Consider the following 19553-nt stretch of genomic DNA (forward strand, 5'->3'; position numbering starts at 1 on the left):
TCTGCCGAACGGGTGCGTGCCGGTTACCCTTGTGGCATGCACTCAACCCCGCAGATACCCGAACCCGCGCAGAAGGTTCCCCACGAGCGGACCTTCCACGGCGACACGTTCGTCGACAACTACGAATGGATGCGCGACAAAGACAGCCCGCAGGTCCGTGACTACCTGGACCGCGAAAACGCGTACACGGATGCTCGCACGGAGCACCTGAACGGCCTGCGTGAGCGGATTTTCGACGAGATCCGTTCGCGCACAAAGGAAACCGACCTCTCAGTTCCCGCCCGCCGCGGCGACCATTGGTACTTCACCCGCACCTCGGAGGGGAAGAACTACCCGGCCTACTGCCGCGTCCCAGTGCGCGACGCTGACAGCTGGACCCCACCCGGCATCGAACCGGGTGTTGCTCTGGACGGCGAAGAACAGCTCATCGACTTCAACGCTGAAGCCGGTGACAGCAGCTTCTTCGCAGTCGGCTCTCTCGATGTTTCCCCCGATGGCAAGCTGCTCATCTACGCCGTCGACCGGGTTGGCGATGAGCGTTTCACACTGCGCATCCGCAATCTGGAAACCGGTGAAGATCTGCCAGACGAAATCTCCGGCATCTTCTACGGAGCATGCTTCGACGGCACCGGCAAGCACATCTACTACACAACAGTCGATGATTCCTGGCGCCCCGACACCGTGTGGCGGCACACCCTGGGAGACTCAACTGACAGCGACGTCGTGGTGTTCCGAGAAGACGACGAAAGGTTCTTCGTGGGCGCTGAGCTTTCCCGCACTGGCGACTACCTGTTCATCGCGACCGAAGCGAAGACCACGTCCGGCACCTGGTTCATCCCCACCTCGGACCCAACAGCCGAACCGCAGCCGGTGTGGCCGCGTGAGCAGGACGTCGACTATTCCGTCGAACACGCCGTGATCGACGGGGAAGACCGCTTCCTCATAGTCCACAACCGCGAACGAGCCGACTTCGACATCGTCGATGTTCCAGCGGCAGCCCCCGGCACCTCGGCAGCCCAGGCCCGGCCGGTGGTGAGCGATGTCAGCGGCATGCGCATTGAAGAAGTCCAGGCGTTCAGCGGCCTCATCGCCGTCGGCTACAGGCGCGCGGGCTTTGCCCGGGTCGGCATCATCGACCTGAGTGCTGCCGCCGAAGACGGCGTGCGCCCGATGACTGAGGTCGACTCCGGTGAAGACGCCGGCTACCGCTTCATTGCAGCGGACAACCACTCCTTCGACCAGCCGCACGTGCGAGTGACGATGGGTTCGCTCGTCCGTCCGCACACGGTCGCTGACTGCACTCCGACCAGCACGCAGATCCGCAAGGTGACAGAAGTGCCCGGTGTGGACCTCGGCGCATACTCGCAGACCCTGGAATGGGCAACGGCGGCCGACGGCACGCAGATCCCGGTGAGCCTCGTGTGGCGCACCGACGCTGTTGACCGCAGCGGCCCAGCACCGCTCAACCTGTACGGCTACGGCAGCTACGAAGCGTCCATGGACCCGGCGTTCTCGGCCGCCCGCCTGAGCCTGCTGGACCGCGGCGTCGTGTTCGCGATCGCCCACATTCGCGGTGGCGGCGAAATGGGCCGCCACTGGTACGAACAGGGCCGCATGGAGTTCAAGAAGAACACCTTCACCGACTTCATCGACGTTGCCGACCACCTGATCAGCACCGGCTGGACGACAGCCGATCGGATGGTTGCCCGCGGTGGTTCCGCCGGCGGTCTGCTTATGGGCGCGGTCGCCAACATGGCTCCGGACCGCTTCGCCGGGATCATCGCGGACGTTCCCTTCGTCGATTCGCTCACCTCGATGCTCATGCCGGAGCTTCCGCTGACCGTCATCGAATGGGAAGAGTGGGGCGACCCGCTGCACTCGAAGGAGTTCTACGAGTACATGCGCAGCTACGCGCCGTACGAAAACGTCACGCAGCAGCAGTACCCGCCGATTTTGGCGATCACATCGCTCAACGACACCCGCGTGCTGTACGTCGAACCCGCCAAGTGGACGGCCCGCCTGCGCGAAGTCGGCGCCGACGTCATCCTCAAAACCGACATGACCTCCGGTCACGGTGGAGCATCCGGCCGCTATGACTCGTGGCGCGAAGCAGCATTCTGGATGGCCTGGATGCTTGACCGTCTGGGCCTGGCCGAAGGCAGCGAACAGTGAGCCCGACGCTCATCGCGGCAGCCGTATTCACCCTGCTCGGTTTCGGCGTGGCAGCACTTCTGTGGTTTCCGACCCGCGCCGCTGCCGCCGGCCGGCTTGGCCCCAACGACCGGTGGGGCATCCGCATGGGTGCCACCCGCCGCTCACCGGAAGTGTGGAAGCACGCCCACCGGGCCGCGTTCATCTACATTGCCGCAGCCCCCTGGATCGCCGTGATCTCACTGCTGGCCACAATCGCCCTGGCCGTGTGGGTCAGCGAAGGCGGGGCGCTCATGATGGCGCTGCTGGGCCTGTGCGGGCAGATCTTCATCGGCATCTTCGGCACCGTGTTCGCCATCATCGCCGCCCGCGGCAAACGGTAGACCGCCTGTTCCGGAACCGGTGCCCAGCGGCAGCCGCACCGGAACCGGGGACAGCAAGCGGCGCAACGTCAGAAGAATGACGAGGCGCCGCTTGTCTCTGTGCCGGTGTTAGGTGATCAGCGCAGCTGGGTCAGCTGCCCAGGCGCTTGGATGCGATCTCAGCGCCCTGTGCGAGGCTTTCGAGCTTCGCCCAGGCGATTTCAGGGTGGACGCGTCCGCCCAGACCGCAGTCGGTCGAGGCGACGACGTTTTCGGGGCCCACCAGGCGGGCAAAGCGCTCAATGCGGTCTGCCACCAGCTGCGGGTGCTCAACGATATTCGTCGAGTGGGACACGATGCCGGGGATGATGTACTTGCCGTCGGGCAGCTTGGTGTCCTCCCAGATGCGCCATTCGTGTTCGTGGCGGACATTCGCAGCTTCGAAGGTGATGCCGGCGGCGTTGATGCTCAGTACATCGTCGACGATCTCTTCGAAGGGCAGGTCCGTAACGTGCGGGCCGTGCCAGGAGCCCCAACAGGTGTGGAAGCGCACCTGCTGCGGGTCGATGCCGCGCAGCGCGTAGTTGAGCGCCTCAATGCGCGGACGCGTGAACTTGCGGTACTCCTCGAACGTGGGGGCGGGATTGATCTGGTCCCAGTTCTCAGCAATTGAGGGGTCGTCGATCTGGATGATGAAGCCGGCTTCGGCAATTGCCAGGTACTCTTCACGGAAGACATCGGCCATGGCCCAGATGAACTCTTCCGCGGTGTCGTAGTAGCCGTTCTCGATGCGTGCGGCAGAGCTTGGGCCGAGCGAGTTGATGTAGGCGGTCGATGGGTCGACGCCGGCTGCCTCGCAGGCCTTCTTCAGGTTCTGGATGTCACGCTGGATGAGCTCCTGGCCGACGTAGCGCACCGGCTCAACGGCCACGGGGAACTGCTGCTGCTGTCCGGTGTCAGCGCCAGAAGCTTCCACGTCGCCGTACACGCCGGGGAACAGGTGGCGGTCGCGGCGGTCGGGAAAGCTGGTCAGCACAACCTTGCCCGGTTCGGAGCGGACCGGGGGAGCATTGTGGAAGTGCACATCCTGCAGTTCAAGGCCCGAGGTGCGCTCAAAGGAGTAGTGCCACCAGGCGCCGTAGTCCCTTTCGGCGGCCATGGCGTGACCGTATTCGCCGTCATTGACTTCCGTGATGCCGACGTCCTTCTGGCGCTTGACGATGTCGACAACGGAATCGGTCAGCAGCTGTCCGAACTCGTCTGTGTCGATGTTGTCATCAAAGCGCGCGGCGTTGGCGGTAATCAGCTTGTCGGTGCGCGGCAGTGATCCGGCGTGAGAAACGCGAATGGTCATGATGCTCCTTTCTGGATGAATTTTTTTCATCATATGAACGGGCAAACATGCGTGTTCCGACGTTGACGCATTTCGGAATATTTGTGAAATAAAAGCGGCGCCTCGTCATAAATTGACGAGGCGCCGCTTGGCTGAGGCGCTGTGCTCAGGTGAGCACGGTTTGCGTCAGTCGGCCACGTAGTACAGGCGCTTGTTGACGAATTCGTCCATGCCGACGGGGCCGAGTTCACGGCCGTAGCCGGAGCGCTTCACACCGCCGAACGGAAGGTATTCGGCACCGGCCTTCGGGATGTTGACCGAAGCCATGCCCACCTCCAGCCGGTCGGAGACCTTCTGGGCGCGTTCGACGTCTTCGCTGAAGACCGTGCCGCCCAGACCGAACTGAGTGTTGTTGGCCAGTTCCAGCGCTTCTTCGTCAGAGGACACCGGGTAGGCCACGAGCACCGGACCGAAGAACTCTTCGTAGTAGATGTCCGAGCCCACCGGAATGTCGGTGATGACGGTCGGGGACACGTAAGCGCCCTCGTCGGAGATCTGCCCGCCGGTGCGGATGGTGGCGCCGGCGTCCTTGGCGCGCAGAATCTGGTCGTAGAGGTTCTCAGCTGCTGCGCGCGACGACAGCGGCATGTAGACGTTCGGGTCTTCGCTCGTGTAGTCGCCGGGGGTGGCCTCAGATGCCAGACGGACCAGTTCGTCAACGAACTCTTCGTACATGTCGTCCATGACGATGATCCGCTTGTTCGAGTTGCACGCCTGGCCGGTGTTGAACAGGCGGGTCTTGTAGGCGAGCTGAGCCGAAGCCTTGACATCGGAGGAGTCCAGCACGATGTACGGGTCGGAACCGCCGAGTTCAAGAACGGCCTTCTTCAGCGCCTTGCCGGCCTGAGCCGAAATTGCGGCACCGGCGCGTTCGGAACCGGTGAGCGAAACACCGGCGATGCGGTCATCGGCAATGACCTTCGAAATCTGGTCGTGCTTGGCGTAGATGTTCTGGAAAACACCTTCCGGCACGCCGGCCTCCAGCATGATCTCTTCCATCACGCCAGCGGACTTTGCGCAGATTTCTGCGTGCTTGAGAACGATCGCGTTGCCCAGCATGAGGTTGGGGGATGCGAAGCGAGCCACCTGGTAGTAGGGGAAGTTCCACGGCATGATGCCGAGGATGGTGCCGACCGGCTTGTGCTGCATGACAGCCTTGCCTCCGGGGGCATCCAGCGGAACATCCTTGGTGAACTCTGCGGCGTTGTCGGCGTAGTACCGGTAGATCTTTGCGCAGTATTTGGCTTCGCCGATGGCCTCCGAGCGGCGCTTGCCCATTTCGACGCCGATGATTTCGGCGAGCTCTTCGGCGCGCTCGTCGTAGAGGTCGGCAACGCGGTGGACGATCTTCGCCCGTTCGCTCATGTCGAGCTCAGCCCATTCGCGCTGGGCCTTTTCTGCCTTTGCGAGAACTGCTTCGAGTTCGTCGTCGCTGATGGCCGGGAACGTTTCAACGGTCTCTCCCGTTGCCGGGTTGATGACCTTGTAGTCCATGCTCATTCAGTCCTCCTTGGTGTAGAACAGGCGTTTGTTGACGAATTCGTCCATGCCGACGGGGCCGAGCTCGCGGCCGTAGCCGGAGTTCTTCACACCGCCGAACGGCAGTGCGGCTGAATCGGTGTCGTAGGAGTTGATCTTGGCCATGCCCACGTGCAGGCGGCTGCCGACGGCTTCTGCACGTGCGGTGTCGGTGCTGAACACGGTGCCGCCCAGACCGAAGCGCGAATCGTTGGCAAGTTCAAGGGCCTCTTCGTCCGAGCTGACGCGGTACACCACAAGAACGGGGCCGAACAGCTCTTCGTAGTAGACATCCGAGCCCACGGGGACGTCGGTGACGACGGCGGGGCTGAAGTAGGCGCCGGGGCCGTCAGCGAGTTCGCCGCCGGTGCGGATGGTCGCGCCGGCATCCTTGAGCTGTTCCATCTGCTTGGCGAGGTTCTCTGCCGCCCCGCGTGAAGACAGCGGCTGGTAGACGGTCGGGTCGTCGCTCGTGTAGTCGCCGGGTTTCATGTCTGAGGCCAGGCGGACCAGTTCGTCGACGAATTCGTCGTAGGCGTCGTCCATGACGATCAGGCGCTTATTGGAGTCACACGCCTGGCCCGTGTTGTACATGCGGGTGGCAAACGCGTCCTGCGCTGCCTTCTTCGCGTCCTCGGTGTCGAGGATGATGTACGGGTCGGAACCGCCAAGCTCAAGAACGGCCTTCTTCAGCGCCTTGCCGGCCTGTTCCGACACGATTGCGCCGGCGCGCTCTGAACCGGTGAGCGAAACACCAGCAATGCGGTTATCCGCAATGGCTTCGGCAATCTGGTCGTGGGAAGCGCGCACATTGACGTAGACGCCTTCGGGCAGACCGGCTTCGCGGAAGATGTCTTCGATGATCTGCGCGGATTCGGGGCAGATTTCAGCGTGCTTGAGCACAATGCCGTTGCCCAGCATGAGGTTGGGCGCAGCAAAGCGAGCCACCTGGTAGTAGGGGAAGTTCCACGGCATGATGCCCAGCAGAACGCCGATGGGGCGGCTCTGCAGGATGGCAGCGCCGTCCGGGGTGTCGAGTTTCTTGTCGGCTGCGAATTCAGCGCCGTTGTCGGCGTAGTAGTTGAGGATTTCAGCGGAGAACTGGGCTTCTTCAGCGCCTTCCGAGTGGCGCTTGCCCATTTCCTTTCCGATGATGTGGCCGAGTTCGTCAGCGCGTTCGTCGAACAGCTGAGCAGCCTTCTTCACAACGGCGGCGCGCTCTTCGATGGGACGAGCGGCCCACTGCTTCTGGGCTTCGACAGCTGTGTCGAGTGCCTGGTTCAGCTGGGCGTCGGAGATGGTTTCGTACTCGGCTTTCACCTGGCCGTCTGCCGGGTTCGTCACCGCGTAGTTCGAGCTCATCGACCCTCCTTAGTCGTTCGAGGTCTCTGTTAGCCCTAACACTATCGGCACCGGGGAACATTCCGCTTAGCCTATTGCTGTGCTTCCCAGGCGAATGTCGCAATCCAGTGGGATGACATGTATTCGTCCGATACGGCGGCCTCGAGGCCCGGCGCCATAAGTGCGGGCACGGCAGGGCGCAGCTGTTCGGCGCGGACCGTGTCGCCCCAGTCTGCGAAAACTGCCGCTATGCGGATAAGAGAAGCGGCGACGGTCAGACCCAGACCGTAGAGGTGCGACTGGTGCCCGTCCGTGGGGTCGAGCACTGTCAGCGGTGTCAGGACCTCGGAATCGGGCGAGAGCTCGGACAGGAACGCAGGCAACCAGGTCTCGAGTTCTTCGCTGCTGAGCACCTCGAGCATGAGGTCGGCCTCGCAGAGTCCCGCGGACAGGAAGTCGTGACCGCTGCGCTCAAAGTGGAACGGCCACGCGCGGTCACCGGCGAAGAACCTGCGGGCCGCAGCATCAACGGCGCTGACGACGTCGTTGCGCTCAAGCGTGATTGCCGCCCGCCGGATTCGGCGCAGACCAAAGGCGGTGTTGGTGTGCAGGCCGTGGCGGACCGGCGCAGGCGCTGTATCCAGCCAGTTCAGTGTGAGGTCAAAAACTGCCTCAGCGAGCACAGCTGCATTTGCGGCAAGGGAATGCAGCTGAGGCAGGTGAGAAGTATGCAGGGCGGAGGCCAGTTGTGCCGCCCACGCCCAGCCGTAGGGACGTTCCCATGACGGATTGGCCCGCATGTACGTGGCCTCGACCTCGAGGTTCGCCGGGCTCAGGTGCTCCGTGAGGATCGTGAGTGCCTGCTGCGCCCACGGTGCGTCCAGGCCCTCGGATTCATATTCGGCTTCCAACAGCTGAGTCAGCAGCCAGTGCATGTGCACACTGGAATGCCAGTCAAAGGAATTGCCGAACGCCGGGTGCATGTCCACCGGCTGCTTCAGGTCCGCATGGTCGCGCTGCACGTGGTGCGCGGCATACGGAAACTCGCGGGTGACGTTCTCAAGCGCCACCGCCGCCAACTGTTTTCTGCTGGGCCGCCGGTGTGGAAACAACATCCCACCAAGTTACCGTTCGTTACTCTGCTGCGGCGTGCAAAAACTCCGGACTCTGCTGCGGCGTGCAAAAACTCGGGAGTTTTCTGCCGAATTGACCGAGTTTTTGCACTTGTGAGCAGAGTCCGGGGTTCGTGACCGCTAGATCCACTGAAGCGCAGCAGCGTGTGCGGAATGCGGTCGCATACGCAGGGAAAACCGCCAGCGGTCCTGTAGGTGTGATCATGTGTGTCTGCTGTGGCGTGCAAAAACTCCGGATTCTGCTCTGGTGGTCAAAAACTCGAGAGTTTTCTGCCGGATCAACCGAGTTTTTGCACTTGTGAGCAGAGTCCGGGGTTCGTGACCGCTAGATCCACTGAAACGCAGCAGCGTGGGATGAAAGCGCAGAAAACGAACGAGGTGCCGCTCACCTTGAACGGTGAGCGGCACCTGGTGTGTTGGCTTCAGATCAGCCGAAGTGCTTGAGCATGGTGCCCTTCGAGGTTTCCAGGAGCTCCTGCAGACCGATGGTGAACTGGTCGACCACCTCGAGGCTCGCCTGGTTGTCTTCGCCGGCATCAGTCATGCCGATGCGCACGTGTGGGAAGTTCCGGGCGGTGCACATGTCGGTGAAGCGCACTTCTTCCGAACGCGGCACGGCGACGATTGCACGGGCTGCGGTTTCGGAGAACAGTGCGGTGAACAGGTCCACACCGTCGCGGTTGATGACTTCGTCCAGCCAGATGCGCGCACCCATGCCGAAGCGCATAACCGATTCGGCCACGGCGATGGCCAGACCGCCCTCCGAAAGGTCGTGCGCGGTGTCGATCATGCCGTCGCGGCTGGCGTTGATGAGGATCTCGCCGAGTTCGCGTTCAGCTTCCGGCTTGAACTTAGGCGGCAGACCGCCCAGGTGGCCGTGTGCGACATCCGCCCAGGCCGAACCGCCGAAGTCCTCTTCTGTTTCGCCCAGCAGGTAGATGGCGTGGCCGGCACCCGTGAAGCCCGACGGGGTTGCGCGGGTGACGTCGTCGAAAACGCCCATGACGCCGACAACCGGGGTGGGCAGGATCGCGGTGTCGCCCGTCTGGTTGTACAGCGACACGTTGCCGCCGGTGACGGGAACGCCAAGAGCCTGGCATCCCTTCGCGAGGCCCTCAATCGCGGTGGCCAGCTGCCACATGATGGCGGGGTCTTCCGGCGAACCGAAGTTGAGGCAGTCGGTCACGGCCATCGGACGAGCACCGGTGGTGGCGACGTTGCGGTAGGCCTCGGCCAGTGCCAGCTGAGCGCCGGTTGCCGGATCCAGGTAGGTGTAGCGGCCGTTGGCGTCGGTGGCCAGTGCAATGCCCAAGCCCGTTTCTTCGTCGACGCGGATGACACCGGCGTCGTCGGGGAAGGCCAGAGCGGTGTTGCCCTGGACGTAGCGGTCGTACTGGTTGGTGACCCATTCCTTCGAGCACAGGTTGGGTGAGGCCACGAGGTCCAGCAGGGTCTGGCGCAGTTCGTCGCCGCTTTCGGGGCGGGCCAGTCCTGCGGCGTCGACCGTGTTGGCCTGTGTTTCAGCCTGCCAGGACGGTTCGCTGTAGGGGCGTTCGTAGACCGGGCCGTCGTGGGCGACGGAGCGCGGCGGCACGTCGACGATGACGTCGCCGTGCCATTCGATGACCAGGCGGCCGGTGTCGGTGACTTCGCCGAGAACCGAGGTTTCGACTTCCCACTTGCCCACGATCTCCATGAATTCGTCGAGCTTCTCGGGCCGCACAACTGCCATCATGCGCTCCTGAGATTCCGACATGAGGATCTCTTCGGGCGTCAGCGTGGGGTCGCGCAGCAGGACGTCGTCCAGGGCGATGTGCATGCCGCCGTCACCGTTGGAGGCCAGTTCCGAGGTGGCACAGGAAATGCCGGCCGCGCCGAGGTCCTGAATGCCCTCAACGGTGTCTGCAGCGAACAGTTCGAGGCAGCACTCGATGAGCACCTTTTCGCTGAACGGGTCACCGACCTGCACTGCGGGGCGCTTGGATTCGGAGCCCTCTTCGAAGCTTTCGGAGGACAGGATGGAGGCACCGCCGATGCCGTCACCGCCGGTGCGCGCACCGAACAGAACAACCTTGTTGCCGGCACCGGAGGCGTTCGCCAGGTGGATGTCGTCGTGTTTCATGATGCCGACGGCCAGCGCGTTGACCAGCGGGTTGCCCTGGTAGGCGGGGTCGAAGATGGTTTCGCCGCCGATGTTCGGCAGGCCGAGCGAGTTGGCGTAGCCGCCGATGCCGGCAACAGCGCCGTGGCACACCCGAGCGGTGTCAGGGTGGTCGATTGCACCGAAGCGCAGCTGGTCCATAACCGCGACCGGGCGTGCACCCATCGAGATGATGTCGCGGACAATGCCGCCGACACCCGTGGCCGCACCCTGGTAGGGCTCGACCATGGTCGGCGAGTTGTGGGACTCAACCTTGAACGTGACGGCCCAGTTCTGCCCGATGTCGACAACACCGGCGTTTTCGCCGATCGGCACGAGCATGTGCTTCTTCATGTCTTCGGTCAGGTATTCCCCGAACTTGCGCAGGTGCACCTTGGAGGACTTGTAGGAGCAGTGCTCCGACCACATGACGGAGTACATGGCCAGCTCTGCCGAGGTGGGACGACGCCCGAGCACTTCGCGGATTGCGTCGTACTCGTTTTCCTTCAGGCCGAGTGACGCCCAGTCCTGCTCGACATCCGGGTTGGCGGCCGCGTATTCGACGGTCTCCTTGACCTTTTTGTCGGCAGAGGGGTTCGTGGATGACATGCCTGTCGAGGTCCTCTCGTTGGTGCGCTCCTCGCGCGTATCCGGGTGCGCGGGGATGACGGGGGATTCCGTGGTCATCCTACCGCGCGCGTACCCGCCTGCGGCACGCGGTCGATGGGCGTCGCACCGGGGTGCTCCGCAAAGCTCACGAGGTGCCGCTCACCTGAGCGGGCGGACTGTCAGGGACTGTGTGACAACGGCAAAGGGGCCGTAGGCGTCGTGCCAGACGGTGTGGGTTGTGCCCAGGCCGGTGGGGCCGAAGCTGACACTGACATCCCCGGCCTGCCAGGGCAGGCCGACAGGGTCCTGGGGGACCGGCTGCGGCTGCACTCCCGGTACGGGTGCGTGGGGCTTGCGGATGTACGTGACGGTCAGTTCGACATTGGGATACGCGACCTTCCGCGGATCTTCGCGGACTGACATGCCGTTGGCGGTATCGAGCAGGGCCGCAGACTTCGCGAACTGCGAGGTCGGCTCATCGGCGAGATCAACCGTGGACGCCAGCCAGAAGTGCGCACGCCCCGGTTCGAACTGGTGCCGGTACGCCCGCAGAGTGGTGATGTAGTCACCTGGCCACACGCTCGAACCGGCGAACTCTTCCATGTCCTCCAGCGGGGTGAGTGCGGGGAAAGGCGAGGCGGCAAGAGAAGCGGTCTCCACCTCGAGAGTCAGCCAGGCGCGAGCCCGCACAATGACCCGCCCGCCATAGGTGAGCAGCACTTCGACCAGTTCGATGGTCCGTCCCGGCCGCAGCACCTCAACGCTGTAGTCATACGTCGCAATCGGCACCACACCGTAGATGTCAAAGCTGATCCGCGAAACCTGCAGGTGGTCGTGACCGCGAGCCTGCGCGTCAGATTCGATGATGTGGGTGATGAGGCCCAGCGTGGGCGAAATGTGCTGCTCTTGCGGGTTCCACGCTCCCGAGGTGTGCTGCGTGGCCGTGAAGCTGTGCGCGCCGTTGCGCTTGAAGAAAACGTCCATACGCGCATTGTGGCACGCGTCTCATACGGTGGAGCAGCTGACGGGATCTGGTGAGGCCCGGCCCTCGGGAGTGAGCCCGGCGGGTGGTGACCGGCGCCTCGGCAGTTGGGGCGCTCAATACAATTGAGGCTATGTCGGTGCAGAAAATCGTCCTCTTCTACGTATTCACCCCTCTAGCTGACCCAGAAGCCGTGCGGCTGTGGCAGCACGCGCTCGCCGAAGGATGCGGGCTCAAGGGGCGCGTCATCATCTCCAAAGACGGCATCAACGCAACACTCGGCGGAGACATCGACGACGTCAAAAAGTACGTGCGCATCACCAAGAGCTACGAACCGTTCAAAAAGGCCGACATCAAATGGTCCACCGGTCAGGGCGACGACTTCCCGCGCCTGTCCGTCAAAGTCCGGCCGGAGCTTGTCACCTTCACCACACCGGATGAAATCAAGGTCGACGCTGACGGCGTGATCGGCGGGGGAGAGCACCTCAAGCCGGGCGCCCTGCACAAGCTCATCGAAGAACGCGGCGACGACGTTGTGTTCTTCGACGGACGCAACGCAATGGAAGCTGAAATCGGGCGCTTCCGCGGTGCAATCGTGCCGGACGTCGAAACCACGCGGGATTTCATCGACGAAATCGAATCCGGCAAATACGACGAATACAAAGACCGCCCGGTCGTGACCTACTGCACCGGCGGCATCCGCTGCGAAGTGCTGTCGGTGCTCATGAAGAACCGAGGCTTCAACGAGGTCTACCAGCTGGACGGCGGGATCGTCCGCTACGGCGAAACCTACGGCAATTCAGGCCTGTGGGACGGTTCGCTGTACGTGTTCGACAAGCGTATGCACATGGAGTTCGGCTCTGGTGCTGAGTCGCTGGGCTCGTGCCTGGAGTGCGGCAAGCGCACGCCGAAGTTCGTCAACTGCGCCAATGAAAGCTGCCGCCAGCAGTTCCTGCGCTGTGAAGACTGCACCCGCGCCGGCCTGCACCCCACGTGCGGCAGCTGCGTGTCAGTCGGCATGTGAGGGTGCGGCTGCAGGGGGCCTGCCGGGCGGCCGCTGAGCCTGCCGTGCGGCGGCTGGGCCTGCCGTGCAGCCGCTGAGCCTACCGGGCAGGCGGCGCCTCGCTTCACCCCTCCCGCAGCTGAACTTTGCTGATCTTGCCCGTTGAAGTTTTGGGCAGTTCGGCCACGTAGCGGTACTCGCGCGGAACCTTGAACCCGGCAAGGCGAGCTCGCACGTGTGCCGTGAGCACCTCGTCTTCAAGTTCAGCCCCGTCGCGGGTGACGACGTAGGCCCGCGGGCGCTCGCCCCACTTGGGGTCGGGCACTCCGATGACTGCGGCTTCGGCTACCAGCGGGTGCGAGCCGATGGCGTGCTCAACTTCGATGGTCGAGATGTTCTCGCCTCCGGAGATGATGATGTCCTTTGCGCGGTCCTTCAGTTCGACGTAGCCGTCAGGGTGCATAACACCGAGGTCCCCGGTGTGCAGCCAGCCGCCGGCAAAGGCCTTTGCGGTGGCTTCGGGGTTGCGGTAGTAGCCGGCCATGACGGTGTTGCCTCGCACCACGACTTCGCCGATTGAGACACCGTCGGCGGGCACATCGACCAGAAGCCCGTCGCTGTCTGGTTCGCGCTCGACAACGCGCAGTTCGCTCGAGCCGATCTGTCCCACACCCTGCCGTGCCAGCAGCGCGGCACGGGTATCGGCCGGGAGGTTCTTCCATTCCTCCTGTTCGTAGGCGATCGTGTAGGGGCCTGCGGTTTCGGTCATGCCGAAGGAGTGGGTGACGGAGAATCCGAGTGCTTCGACATCGGCCAGAGTGCGAGGATCCAGCGGTGCACCGCCGCATGTGACCCGCAGCGTGTAGTTCAGCGGGTGTGCCTGCTCGGCATCGCGGATGGTCCGCACGACGGTCGGTGCGCCGTTGAAGTGTGTGACTCGGTGGCGGTCGATGAGTTCCCAGATCTTGGGCCCGCGCACTGCGCGCAGGCACACCTGGGTGCTGCCGGCGGCCGTGAGCGCCCATACTCCGCACCAGCCGTTGCAGTGGAAGATCGGCAGGGTCCACAGGTAGACGCTGTCGGTGTCGAAGTGGGAGTGCAGCACCTGGTTGATCGCGTTTGTGTACGCCTGACGGTGGGTGACGACGACACCCTTGGGATTGCCCGTTGTGCCGGAGCTGTAGTTGATCCCCAGCGGGTCGAGTTCGCTGTGGGGAGCCCACCGGAACTCACGAGGTGCCTGCCCGGTCGGGTCTGCCCACGGCTGCTGGGTCTGGGTCAGGAGGTCTGCGAGGTCGGTGAAGCCTTCGGGCAGATGTGCGGAGGGGTCTGCAGTGCGGTCGACGGCGATGGTCGCCACGGTGGTGAGTCCGCTGATGAGCGGTTGGACAACCGGGATGTATTCGGCGTCGATGACGAAGACCCGCGCACCGGAGTGTTCGAGGATGAACCGGATTTCTGCGCTGGTCAGGCGGATATTCAGCGGTACGAGGACGGCACCTGCCAGCGGCACCGAGAACTGCGCGAGCGCCATTTCGAGGGTGTTCGGCGCCATGTAGGCCACCCGGTCGCCCGGACGGATGCCGAGGTCGGCGAGCAGCTGGGCTCGGTGCTGCGCATCTGCGGCGAGCTCGGCGAAAGTGCGCGTAGTTTCGCCGTCGATGACGGCTGTGCGGTTGGGGTAGACGCGGGCGCTGCGCTCAAGGAAGCTCAGCGGCGAAAGAGGTGTGTGCAGTCCAGTCATAGCTGCGACGCTTCCAGAGCTGAGCTTCCTCGACGGCTTTAGAGGTCACACTGCTTCACGGCCCGTCATACATGACGTAAGTATGACGGGCCGTGAAGTGAAAATGACGTTGTGAGTCGGGGATCAGCTGTCAGTGCTGAGGTCGCCGCTCTGCCATTCGTCGAAGAAGTCCTGGTTGTCCTGAGCCCACTCGTCGACTGCCTTCTGAGGTTCCTTGCCGTCGTAGTCCTTGGCCATGACCTTCTCCAGGCTCTGAAGGCGCTCCGGAGTCAGCGCCAGGTTCTTCAGAGCCTGTGCGGCCTGCGGATGCTCGTCCGTAAAGCCAACACGTGAGAATGAGTAGAGGAAGTCGGGCTCACCGAAAGCGCCGAGGTCATCTTCGAGGTCGCGGATCTTGAATTCGTCATACGCCCAGTGCGGGTGCCACAGGGTGACGGCGATGTTGTCACCGCTGCTTTCGGCCTTGCTCAGAGCTGCCAGCATGGCCGGGGTCGAAGATGAAATGAGGTTGAAGTCATCCAGACCGTATTCCGGGATGACGTCGTTTTCCGTCGCATCCATGAGGCCTGAACCCTTTTCGATGCCGACAATTTCGCCGCCGAAATCGTCCTTGTGGTCCTTCAGTTCACTCAGTTTGGTGATGGGAGCGTCTTCATTGACAGCAATGACGTTCTGCGCCTCGTCGTACCAGCAGCCCTGCTCTTCGAGCTTGTTCTGGTACTTTTCGATGTACTTTGCGTGGGTTACCGGCAGCATTGACGATGACATCCAGTCGACATCGCCGTTTGCGGTGGCGACGAAACCCGGAGCCAGGTCAAACATTTTGACTTCGACCGAGTAGTCGTAGTTGTTCTCCAAGAGGTACTTGGCGAGGTGCGCTGTGGCGATGGTTTCATCCCAGCCGTTGAACGCGGCGACAGTCACGGACTTGTCTTCGTCTTCTGCGGTTTCAACTTCGTCGAGTGGCTGTGAATCGCCTGCTGGTGTGCATTCACCCCAATCGCGGTCCTTGTTCGCGTCGGTGGTTCCCGCACTTTCTGTGCTGCAGCCGGTGAACAGCATGACAGCGGAAACGCTGAGTGCGGTGAGTAGGCGTGCAGTTTTCACGATGCTCCTTCGATAGCGGTTGTCATCGTTTTCACAGTAACAAGCGCTGCGAGTCCGCCTCAGCCGAGTTCCTCTGCCGTCTGGGTTTCTTCGTCCAGCACGTGGTGGCGAAGGAAGTCGATGAACGTGCGGTACCAGACCTCCGCATTTCCGCGGCCCAGAATCCAGTGGCCCTCATCGGGGAAGTAGAGGAAGCGGTGCTGCGTCAGCCCGTCCGGCCCAGCCGGGGTCTTCGATTTGCGCAACAGGTCAAACCACAGCTCCTGCCCCTGGCCGATCGGCACCCGGTAGTCCTTATCGCCGTGGATGACAAGCATCGGGATCTCGATGTCGGCAGCGTACAGATGCGGTGAGTACTCCTTCGACTGACCGGCCATCGCATCGTTCCACGAAGAATTGTCGGTTGTCCGGCCCATGGATTCGGTGTTCCACAGGGAAGCGTGAGTGACAGCGCACTTAAAGCGCGCACCCGTGTGCCCGGCCACCCAGTTGGTCATGTAGCCGCCGTAGGATCCACCGGCAAAGGCTGTGCGCTCAGAGTCGATGTCGGTACGCTCTTCCGCTGCGTCGGTCAAAGCCATGATGTCGGTGAATGGTGTGCCGCCCAGCTGCTGTTGACCGCGGGCAATCATGTACTGTCCGTAACCGGTGGAAATCGCGGGGTCCGGCAGGAGCACCGCAAAGCCGGCAGCCACAAACGGTGCGGGGTTCCACCTGTAGGTCCACGCATTCCACGAACCCCACGGGCCACCGTGTGCAAACACAACGAGCGGGTGCGGGCCATCGACGTCCGGCAGTGACAGCCAGGCGCGAATCTCGGTGCCGTCCTCAGCAGTCGCCGTGACCTCATCAAGCCGACCTGGCACCTCGACAGCCCCGGTCGGATTGGCAAGCTCAGTCACCTCGCCGCTGGCGGGGTCGATTGCAACCGGCTGCGGTGGAGTGTCAATGGAGGAGCGCAGGGCAACCACGCGGCCGTCGTGCACGGCGACTGCGGAAAACACGTACTTCTGTTCGGGCCCACCGGCCAGCCTGCGCGGAGCGGCATCGTTGAGCCCGCCAATCCACACGGAACCGCGGCCGTGGTCATCGGAGGCCGCCACAAGTGTGCTGTCATCAAGCCACACAGCGTCGAACCACTGGTCGAACTCCGGCCACAGGGGCTGCTCGCCGCTCAAACCGCCGTCACCGTCGATCGTGTGCACGTGGGGACGCGGGTGGAGGTCCTGGTCCGGCATCCACTCATCGACGTGTTCAATGACCACGCGCGCGTCATCCGGGCTGAGAGCGCCCAGCCAGCGTGAATCCGTTGGCTGCGATGTCAGCAGCTGCTGGGGCGCCTGCTTGCCCGTGAGATCGACCCGGTGGATGCTCACCTGGTCGATGTGGTCCATGAGTGTGCGTCGCACCGACACGAGCGCCCACGTGCCGTCAGCGGATGCTTCCCAGCCGACCAGCGAGCCTTCCGGCATCTGCGGGTAGGTGAACTCCAGCAGCGGCGGGAGGTCGTCGCCGTCGCGCTTGTGGGCAAAGTCGTCCGAGGTGGAGCTCAGCTGGCTCAGATCCTGCGGCAGCTGTGCCACCGCCAGGCGATTGACGTGCGGCCCGAGGTCGGCATCCCACCGGCGGGTGGGGAACTCGGTGTGCAGAATGCCGGATACTTTCGCGTCTGAGCGCTTCTTGACAAGCTCAGCGTGTTCTTCTTCGCTGTTCGCCTGAGAATGCACCGCCAGCTGTGCCACGAGCACACCGGGTCGAAGAGTGAGGCCGCCGAAACCGCCGGGGCGTGTGGCAATGCGGCGTGCTTCACCGCGTGCCGGCAGCAGGAACAGGGCGGCGTCCTCAGCTTCGTCGCCGTCGTCGCCGGCACGTTTGGCGGTGAAGAAGACGGAGCCGTCTTCGGCGATCGCGGTCGCGCCGATCGAGGCTGCTCCGCGGGTCAAACGTCGCGGCGACGGGTAGTCGGTGTTCGCGTCAGCGGCGAGTTCAACCAGGTGTGTGGCGTAGGACTGGCCGTTTCCGTCCAGCGACTGCACCGAGGCCAACAGCGGGCCGCCGTCGCGGCGGCAGGTCAGCTCTCCGGTGCGCGGCGCATCGAGAAGTGACGTGAGGGTGGAGACGTATGCGGGGGAGTGAGCTTCTTCGGTCATGCCGAAATCGTACTCCCCGGAGTGACGCGGAACACATAGGGGTCCGCGTATAGAAAACCTCAGCTCAGCAGAGCAGCAATAGCGGCAGCGACCGCACAGGCCGCCACCCGCGTCATCGGCCGAAGAGTCTTCCGAAGAATCCCTTTTTCTTCTTCTTGGGCTGTTCCTCGACAGGGGTCTGCTCCGGTGCCTGCTGCTGGGCAGCCGGCTTGTCTTCTGCCGGTTCCCGAGGTGCCTCCGCCTTTTCGTCGGCAGGAGCCTTTTCGGTTTCTTCGGCTGCTGCGGCAGGCTTTTCTGCTGCAGGGCGTTCAGGCGTCGGCTCGTCGACTTCGCCGGCGCCCGTGTAGTGCTCGCCGAGGGCGGGCTCGGGCTTGTCTTCGGCAGTCTGTGCGGCGACGCTGAAGTCGACTTCGATCGGCACGGACTGCGGCGTGACCGGCTGTGCGGCAGCGAACTGTTCCTGCGCTTCGCCTTCCAGAGGTGCGTGCACCTGGCAGTTGGTCAGGCGGGACTGTTCGTCGAAGTCGGTGTCAGCCGAACCGTCGGCCAGCAGAATCCGCAGGCTGGACCCTTCTAGGGGAGCGGTTGCGAAGCCGCGCAGCGCCGCGTAGTCCAGAAGCGCCTGCCTGTGGTCCGTGATGCCTCCGGACTTCACCCCGGCGGCCAGTGCTTTGACGACGGAGCGGATGGTCGGCTCGATTTCGCTGAAGCCCTGCACGTCCAGCAGGGTCCAGACGGTCATCGTGCCGGTCTTCAGCGGGTAGTGCACCCAGTGGCCGGTGATCCGCTTGGCGGCAATCACCAGGCTGAGAGCGTCGTCGTCACCGGCTTTGAACTCATCGAGCGTGAGGTTATTGATGCCCTCGCGCTGACCGTAGTCACGTACGGCTTTCGCGAGCTCAACAACGGGGCCGGAAAAATCGCTGAGCTCTGACCACGCCCACCGCCAGGTTCCGGAAACGGTGTCGGTGGAGCCCAGAAGGTGAACGTCGGCGTGCAGCTGGTCGCCGAACACAATGTGTCCGCGCTGCAGGTCGACTTCCCATTCGCCGTTGGTCTGCGCCAGCAGCGCTTCAAAGGTCCTCTGGGCCTCGATCGATCCGAAAGCGGCCTGCTGCAGCAGGGTGGTCAGTTCGCTCATAAGCTCATTTCTCCAGGACGGTCCGCAGCGCCGATGTGAAGAATCCCTGACCGTCGACACCCTGGCGCATGCCGACTGCAGAATCCGGGCCGAACCCTGCTTCGACGGCGTGCTCGGGGTGCGGCATGAGTCCTGCGACGTTGCCGCGCTTGTTCGTCACACCGGCGATCAGGTCGATTGAGCCATTGGGGTTCGCGCCCACGTAGCGGGCGAGCACCTGGCCGTTGTCTTCGAGTTCCCGAATGGTGTCAGCGGGAGCCTGGAAGGATCCTTCGCCGTTCTTCAGCGGGATGGTGATCTTTTCGCCGGTTTCGTAGTCACGGGTCCATGCTGTGTCCGCGTTGACGATTTCGAGTTCCTGGTCCTTGCAGATGAACTGCTGGGCGGAGTTGCGCACGAGCGCACCGGGCAGCAGGCCTGCTTCACACAGAACCTGGAAGCCGTTGCAGATGCCCAGCACCGGCATGCCGTCTTCTGCCGCGGCGATGACGGAGTCCATGACGGGCGCGAAGCGGGCAATGGCGCCGCAGCGCAGGTAGTCGCCGTAGCTGAATCCACCGGGCAGGATGACGGCGTCGACGTTCTTGAGGTCTGCATCCGCGTGCCACAGGCTCACGGCCTGCGCACCGGACAGCGTGACGGCACGAGCGGCGTCACGGTCGTCGAGCGTTCCGGGGAACGTGACAATGCCGATGCGCACGTTTTCGGCGCCTTCGAGCGTGGTGGTTGAGCGCTGCGCTCCGATGAGCGGGCCGCCGTCGGTGTAGGCGGTGCGGGTG

The 19553-nt window shown here is 63.5% G+C and carries 14 protein-coding genes; 3 read left to right on the forward strand and 11 right to left on the reverse strand.

All coding sequences use genetic code 11. From position 1 onward, the window contains the following. The first annotated feature begins 36 nt into the window (after positions 1-36). Positions 37-2172: a S9 family peptidase gene (locus Bravens_RS09190; protein ID WP_062022708.1), complete on the forward strand. Its 2136-nt coding sequence runs from the start codon at positions 37-39 to the stop codon at positions 2170-2172. Then, on the forward strand, positions 2169-2534 hold the full coding sequence (locus Bravens_RS09195; protein ID WP_019175895.1) for an SdpI family protein: 366 nt from the start codon (positions 2169-2171) through the stop codon (positions 2532-2534). Before Bravens_RS09190 ends, Bravens_RS09195 begins: the two co-directional genes overlap by 4 nt. A 130-nt stretch (positions 2535-2664) precedes the next feature. Here the strand turns inward: Bravens_RS09195 and Bravens_RS09200 are convergent, their stop codons facing one another. The 6 genes from Bravens_RS09200 to Bravens_RS09225 form a co-directional block, all read right to left on the reverse strand. Continuing rightward, positions 2665-3867: a cobalamin-independent methionine synthase II family protein gene (locus tag Bravens_RS09200; protein ID WP_082791115.1), complete on the reverse strand. Its 1203-nt coding sequence runs from the start codon at positions 3865-3867 to the stop codon at positions 2665-2667. A gap of 165 nt (positions 3868-4032) precedes the next feature. After that, positions 4033-5406, reverse strand: a complete 1374-nt coding sequence (locus Bravens_RS09205; protein ID WP_061941570.1) for an NAD-dependent succinate-semialdehyde dehydrogenase — start codon at positions 5404-5406, stop codon at positions 4033-4035. After that, the gene (locus Bravens_RS09210) at positions 5407-6786 is read right to left on the reverse strand and encodes an NAD-dependent succinate-semialdehyde dehydrogenase (protein WP_062022711.1); all 1380 of its coding nucleotides are present in this window, start codon (positions 6784-6786) and stop codon (positions 5407-5409) included. A gap of 71 nt (positions 6787-6857) precedes the next feature. Then, positions 6858-7835: a DUF2891 family protein gene (locus Bravens_RS09215; RefSeq protein ID WP_082791133.1), complete on the reverse strand. Its 978-nt coding sequence runs from the start codon at positions 7833-7835 to the stop codon at positions 6858-6860. A gap of 490 nt (positions 7836-8325) precedes the next feature. After that, positions 8326-10647, reverse strand: coding sequence for a phosphoribosylformylglycinamidine synthase subunit PurL (gene purL, locus Bravens_RS09220; protein ID WP_062022715.1), 2322 nt, complete (start codon positions 10645-10647; stop codon positions 8326-8328). 159 nt (positions 10648-10806) lie between these two features. Further along, positions 10807-11631, reverse strand: a complete 825-nt coding sequence (locus tag Bravens_RS09225; RefSeq protein ID WP_062022717.1) for an acyl-CoA thioesterase domain-containing protein — start codon at positions 11629-11631, stop codon at positions 10807-10809. A 131-nt stretch (positions 11632-11762) separates the two neighbouring features. On the opposite strand from Bravens_RS09225, the gene trhO reads away from it, so the two are divergent. Further along, positions 11763-12653, forward strand: coding sequence for an oxygen-dependent tRNA uridine(34) hydroxylase TrhO (gene trhO / locus Bravens_RS09230; protein WP_061941579.1), 891 nt, complete (start codon positions 11763-11765; stop codon positions 12651-12653). A gap of 103 nt (positions 12654-12756) precedes the next feature. On the opposite strand, the gene Bravens_RS09235 is transcribed toward trhO, so the two are convergent. From Bravens_RS09235 to purQ, 5 genes are all read right to left on the reverse strand, one after another. Then, positions 12757-14376 carry a long-chain-fatty-acid--CoA ligase gene (locus tag Bravens_RS09235; protein ID WP_062022720.1) on the reverse strand — a complete coding sequence of 540 codons (1620 nt, stop codon included), beginning with the start codon at positions 14374-14376 and terminating at the stop codon, positions 12757-12759. Between the two features lie 123 nt (positions 14377-14499). Continuing rightward, positions 14500-15483: a glycine betaine ABC transporter substrate-binding protein gene (locus tag Bravens_RS09240; protein ID WP_062022723.1), complete on the reverse strand. Its 984-nt coding sequence runs from the start codon at positions 15481-15483 to the stop codon at positions 14500-14502. Between the two features lie 59 nt (positions 15484-15542). Next, positions 15543-17633, reverse strand: coding sequence for a prolyl oligopeptidase family serine peptidase (locus tag Bravens_RS09245; protein WP_062022725.1), 2091 nt, complete (start codon positions 17631-17633; stop codon positions 15543-15545). Positions 17634-17745: 112 nt separating this feature from the next. Next, positions 17746-18774, reverse strand: a complete 1029-nt coding sequence (locus tag Bravens_RS09250; RefSeq protein WP_062022728.1) for a DUF6882 domain-containing protein — start codon at positions 18772-18774, stop codon at positions 17746-17748. Between the two features lie 4 nt (positions 18775-18778). After that, complete coding sequence (gene purQ / locus Bravens_RS09255) at positions 18779-19519, reverse strand: phosphoribosylformylglycinamidine synthase subunit PurQ (protein ID WP_062023009.1); 741 nt, start codon at positions 19517-19519, stop codon at positions 18779-18781. Positions 19520-19553: the final 34 nt, after the last annotated feature.

The organism is Brevibacterium ravenspurgense (assembly GCF_001584615.1).
Classification (GTDB): Bacteria; Actinomycetota; Actinomycetes; order Actinomycetales; family Brevibacteriaceae; genus Brevibacterium; species Brevibacterium ravenspurgense.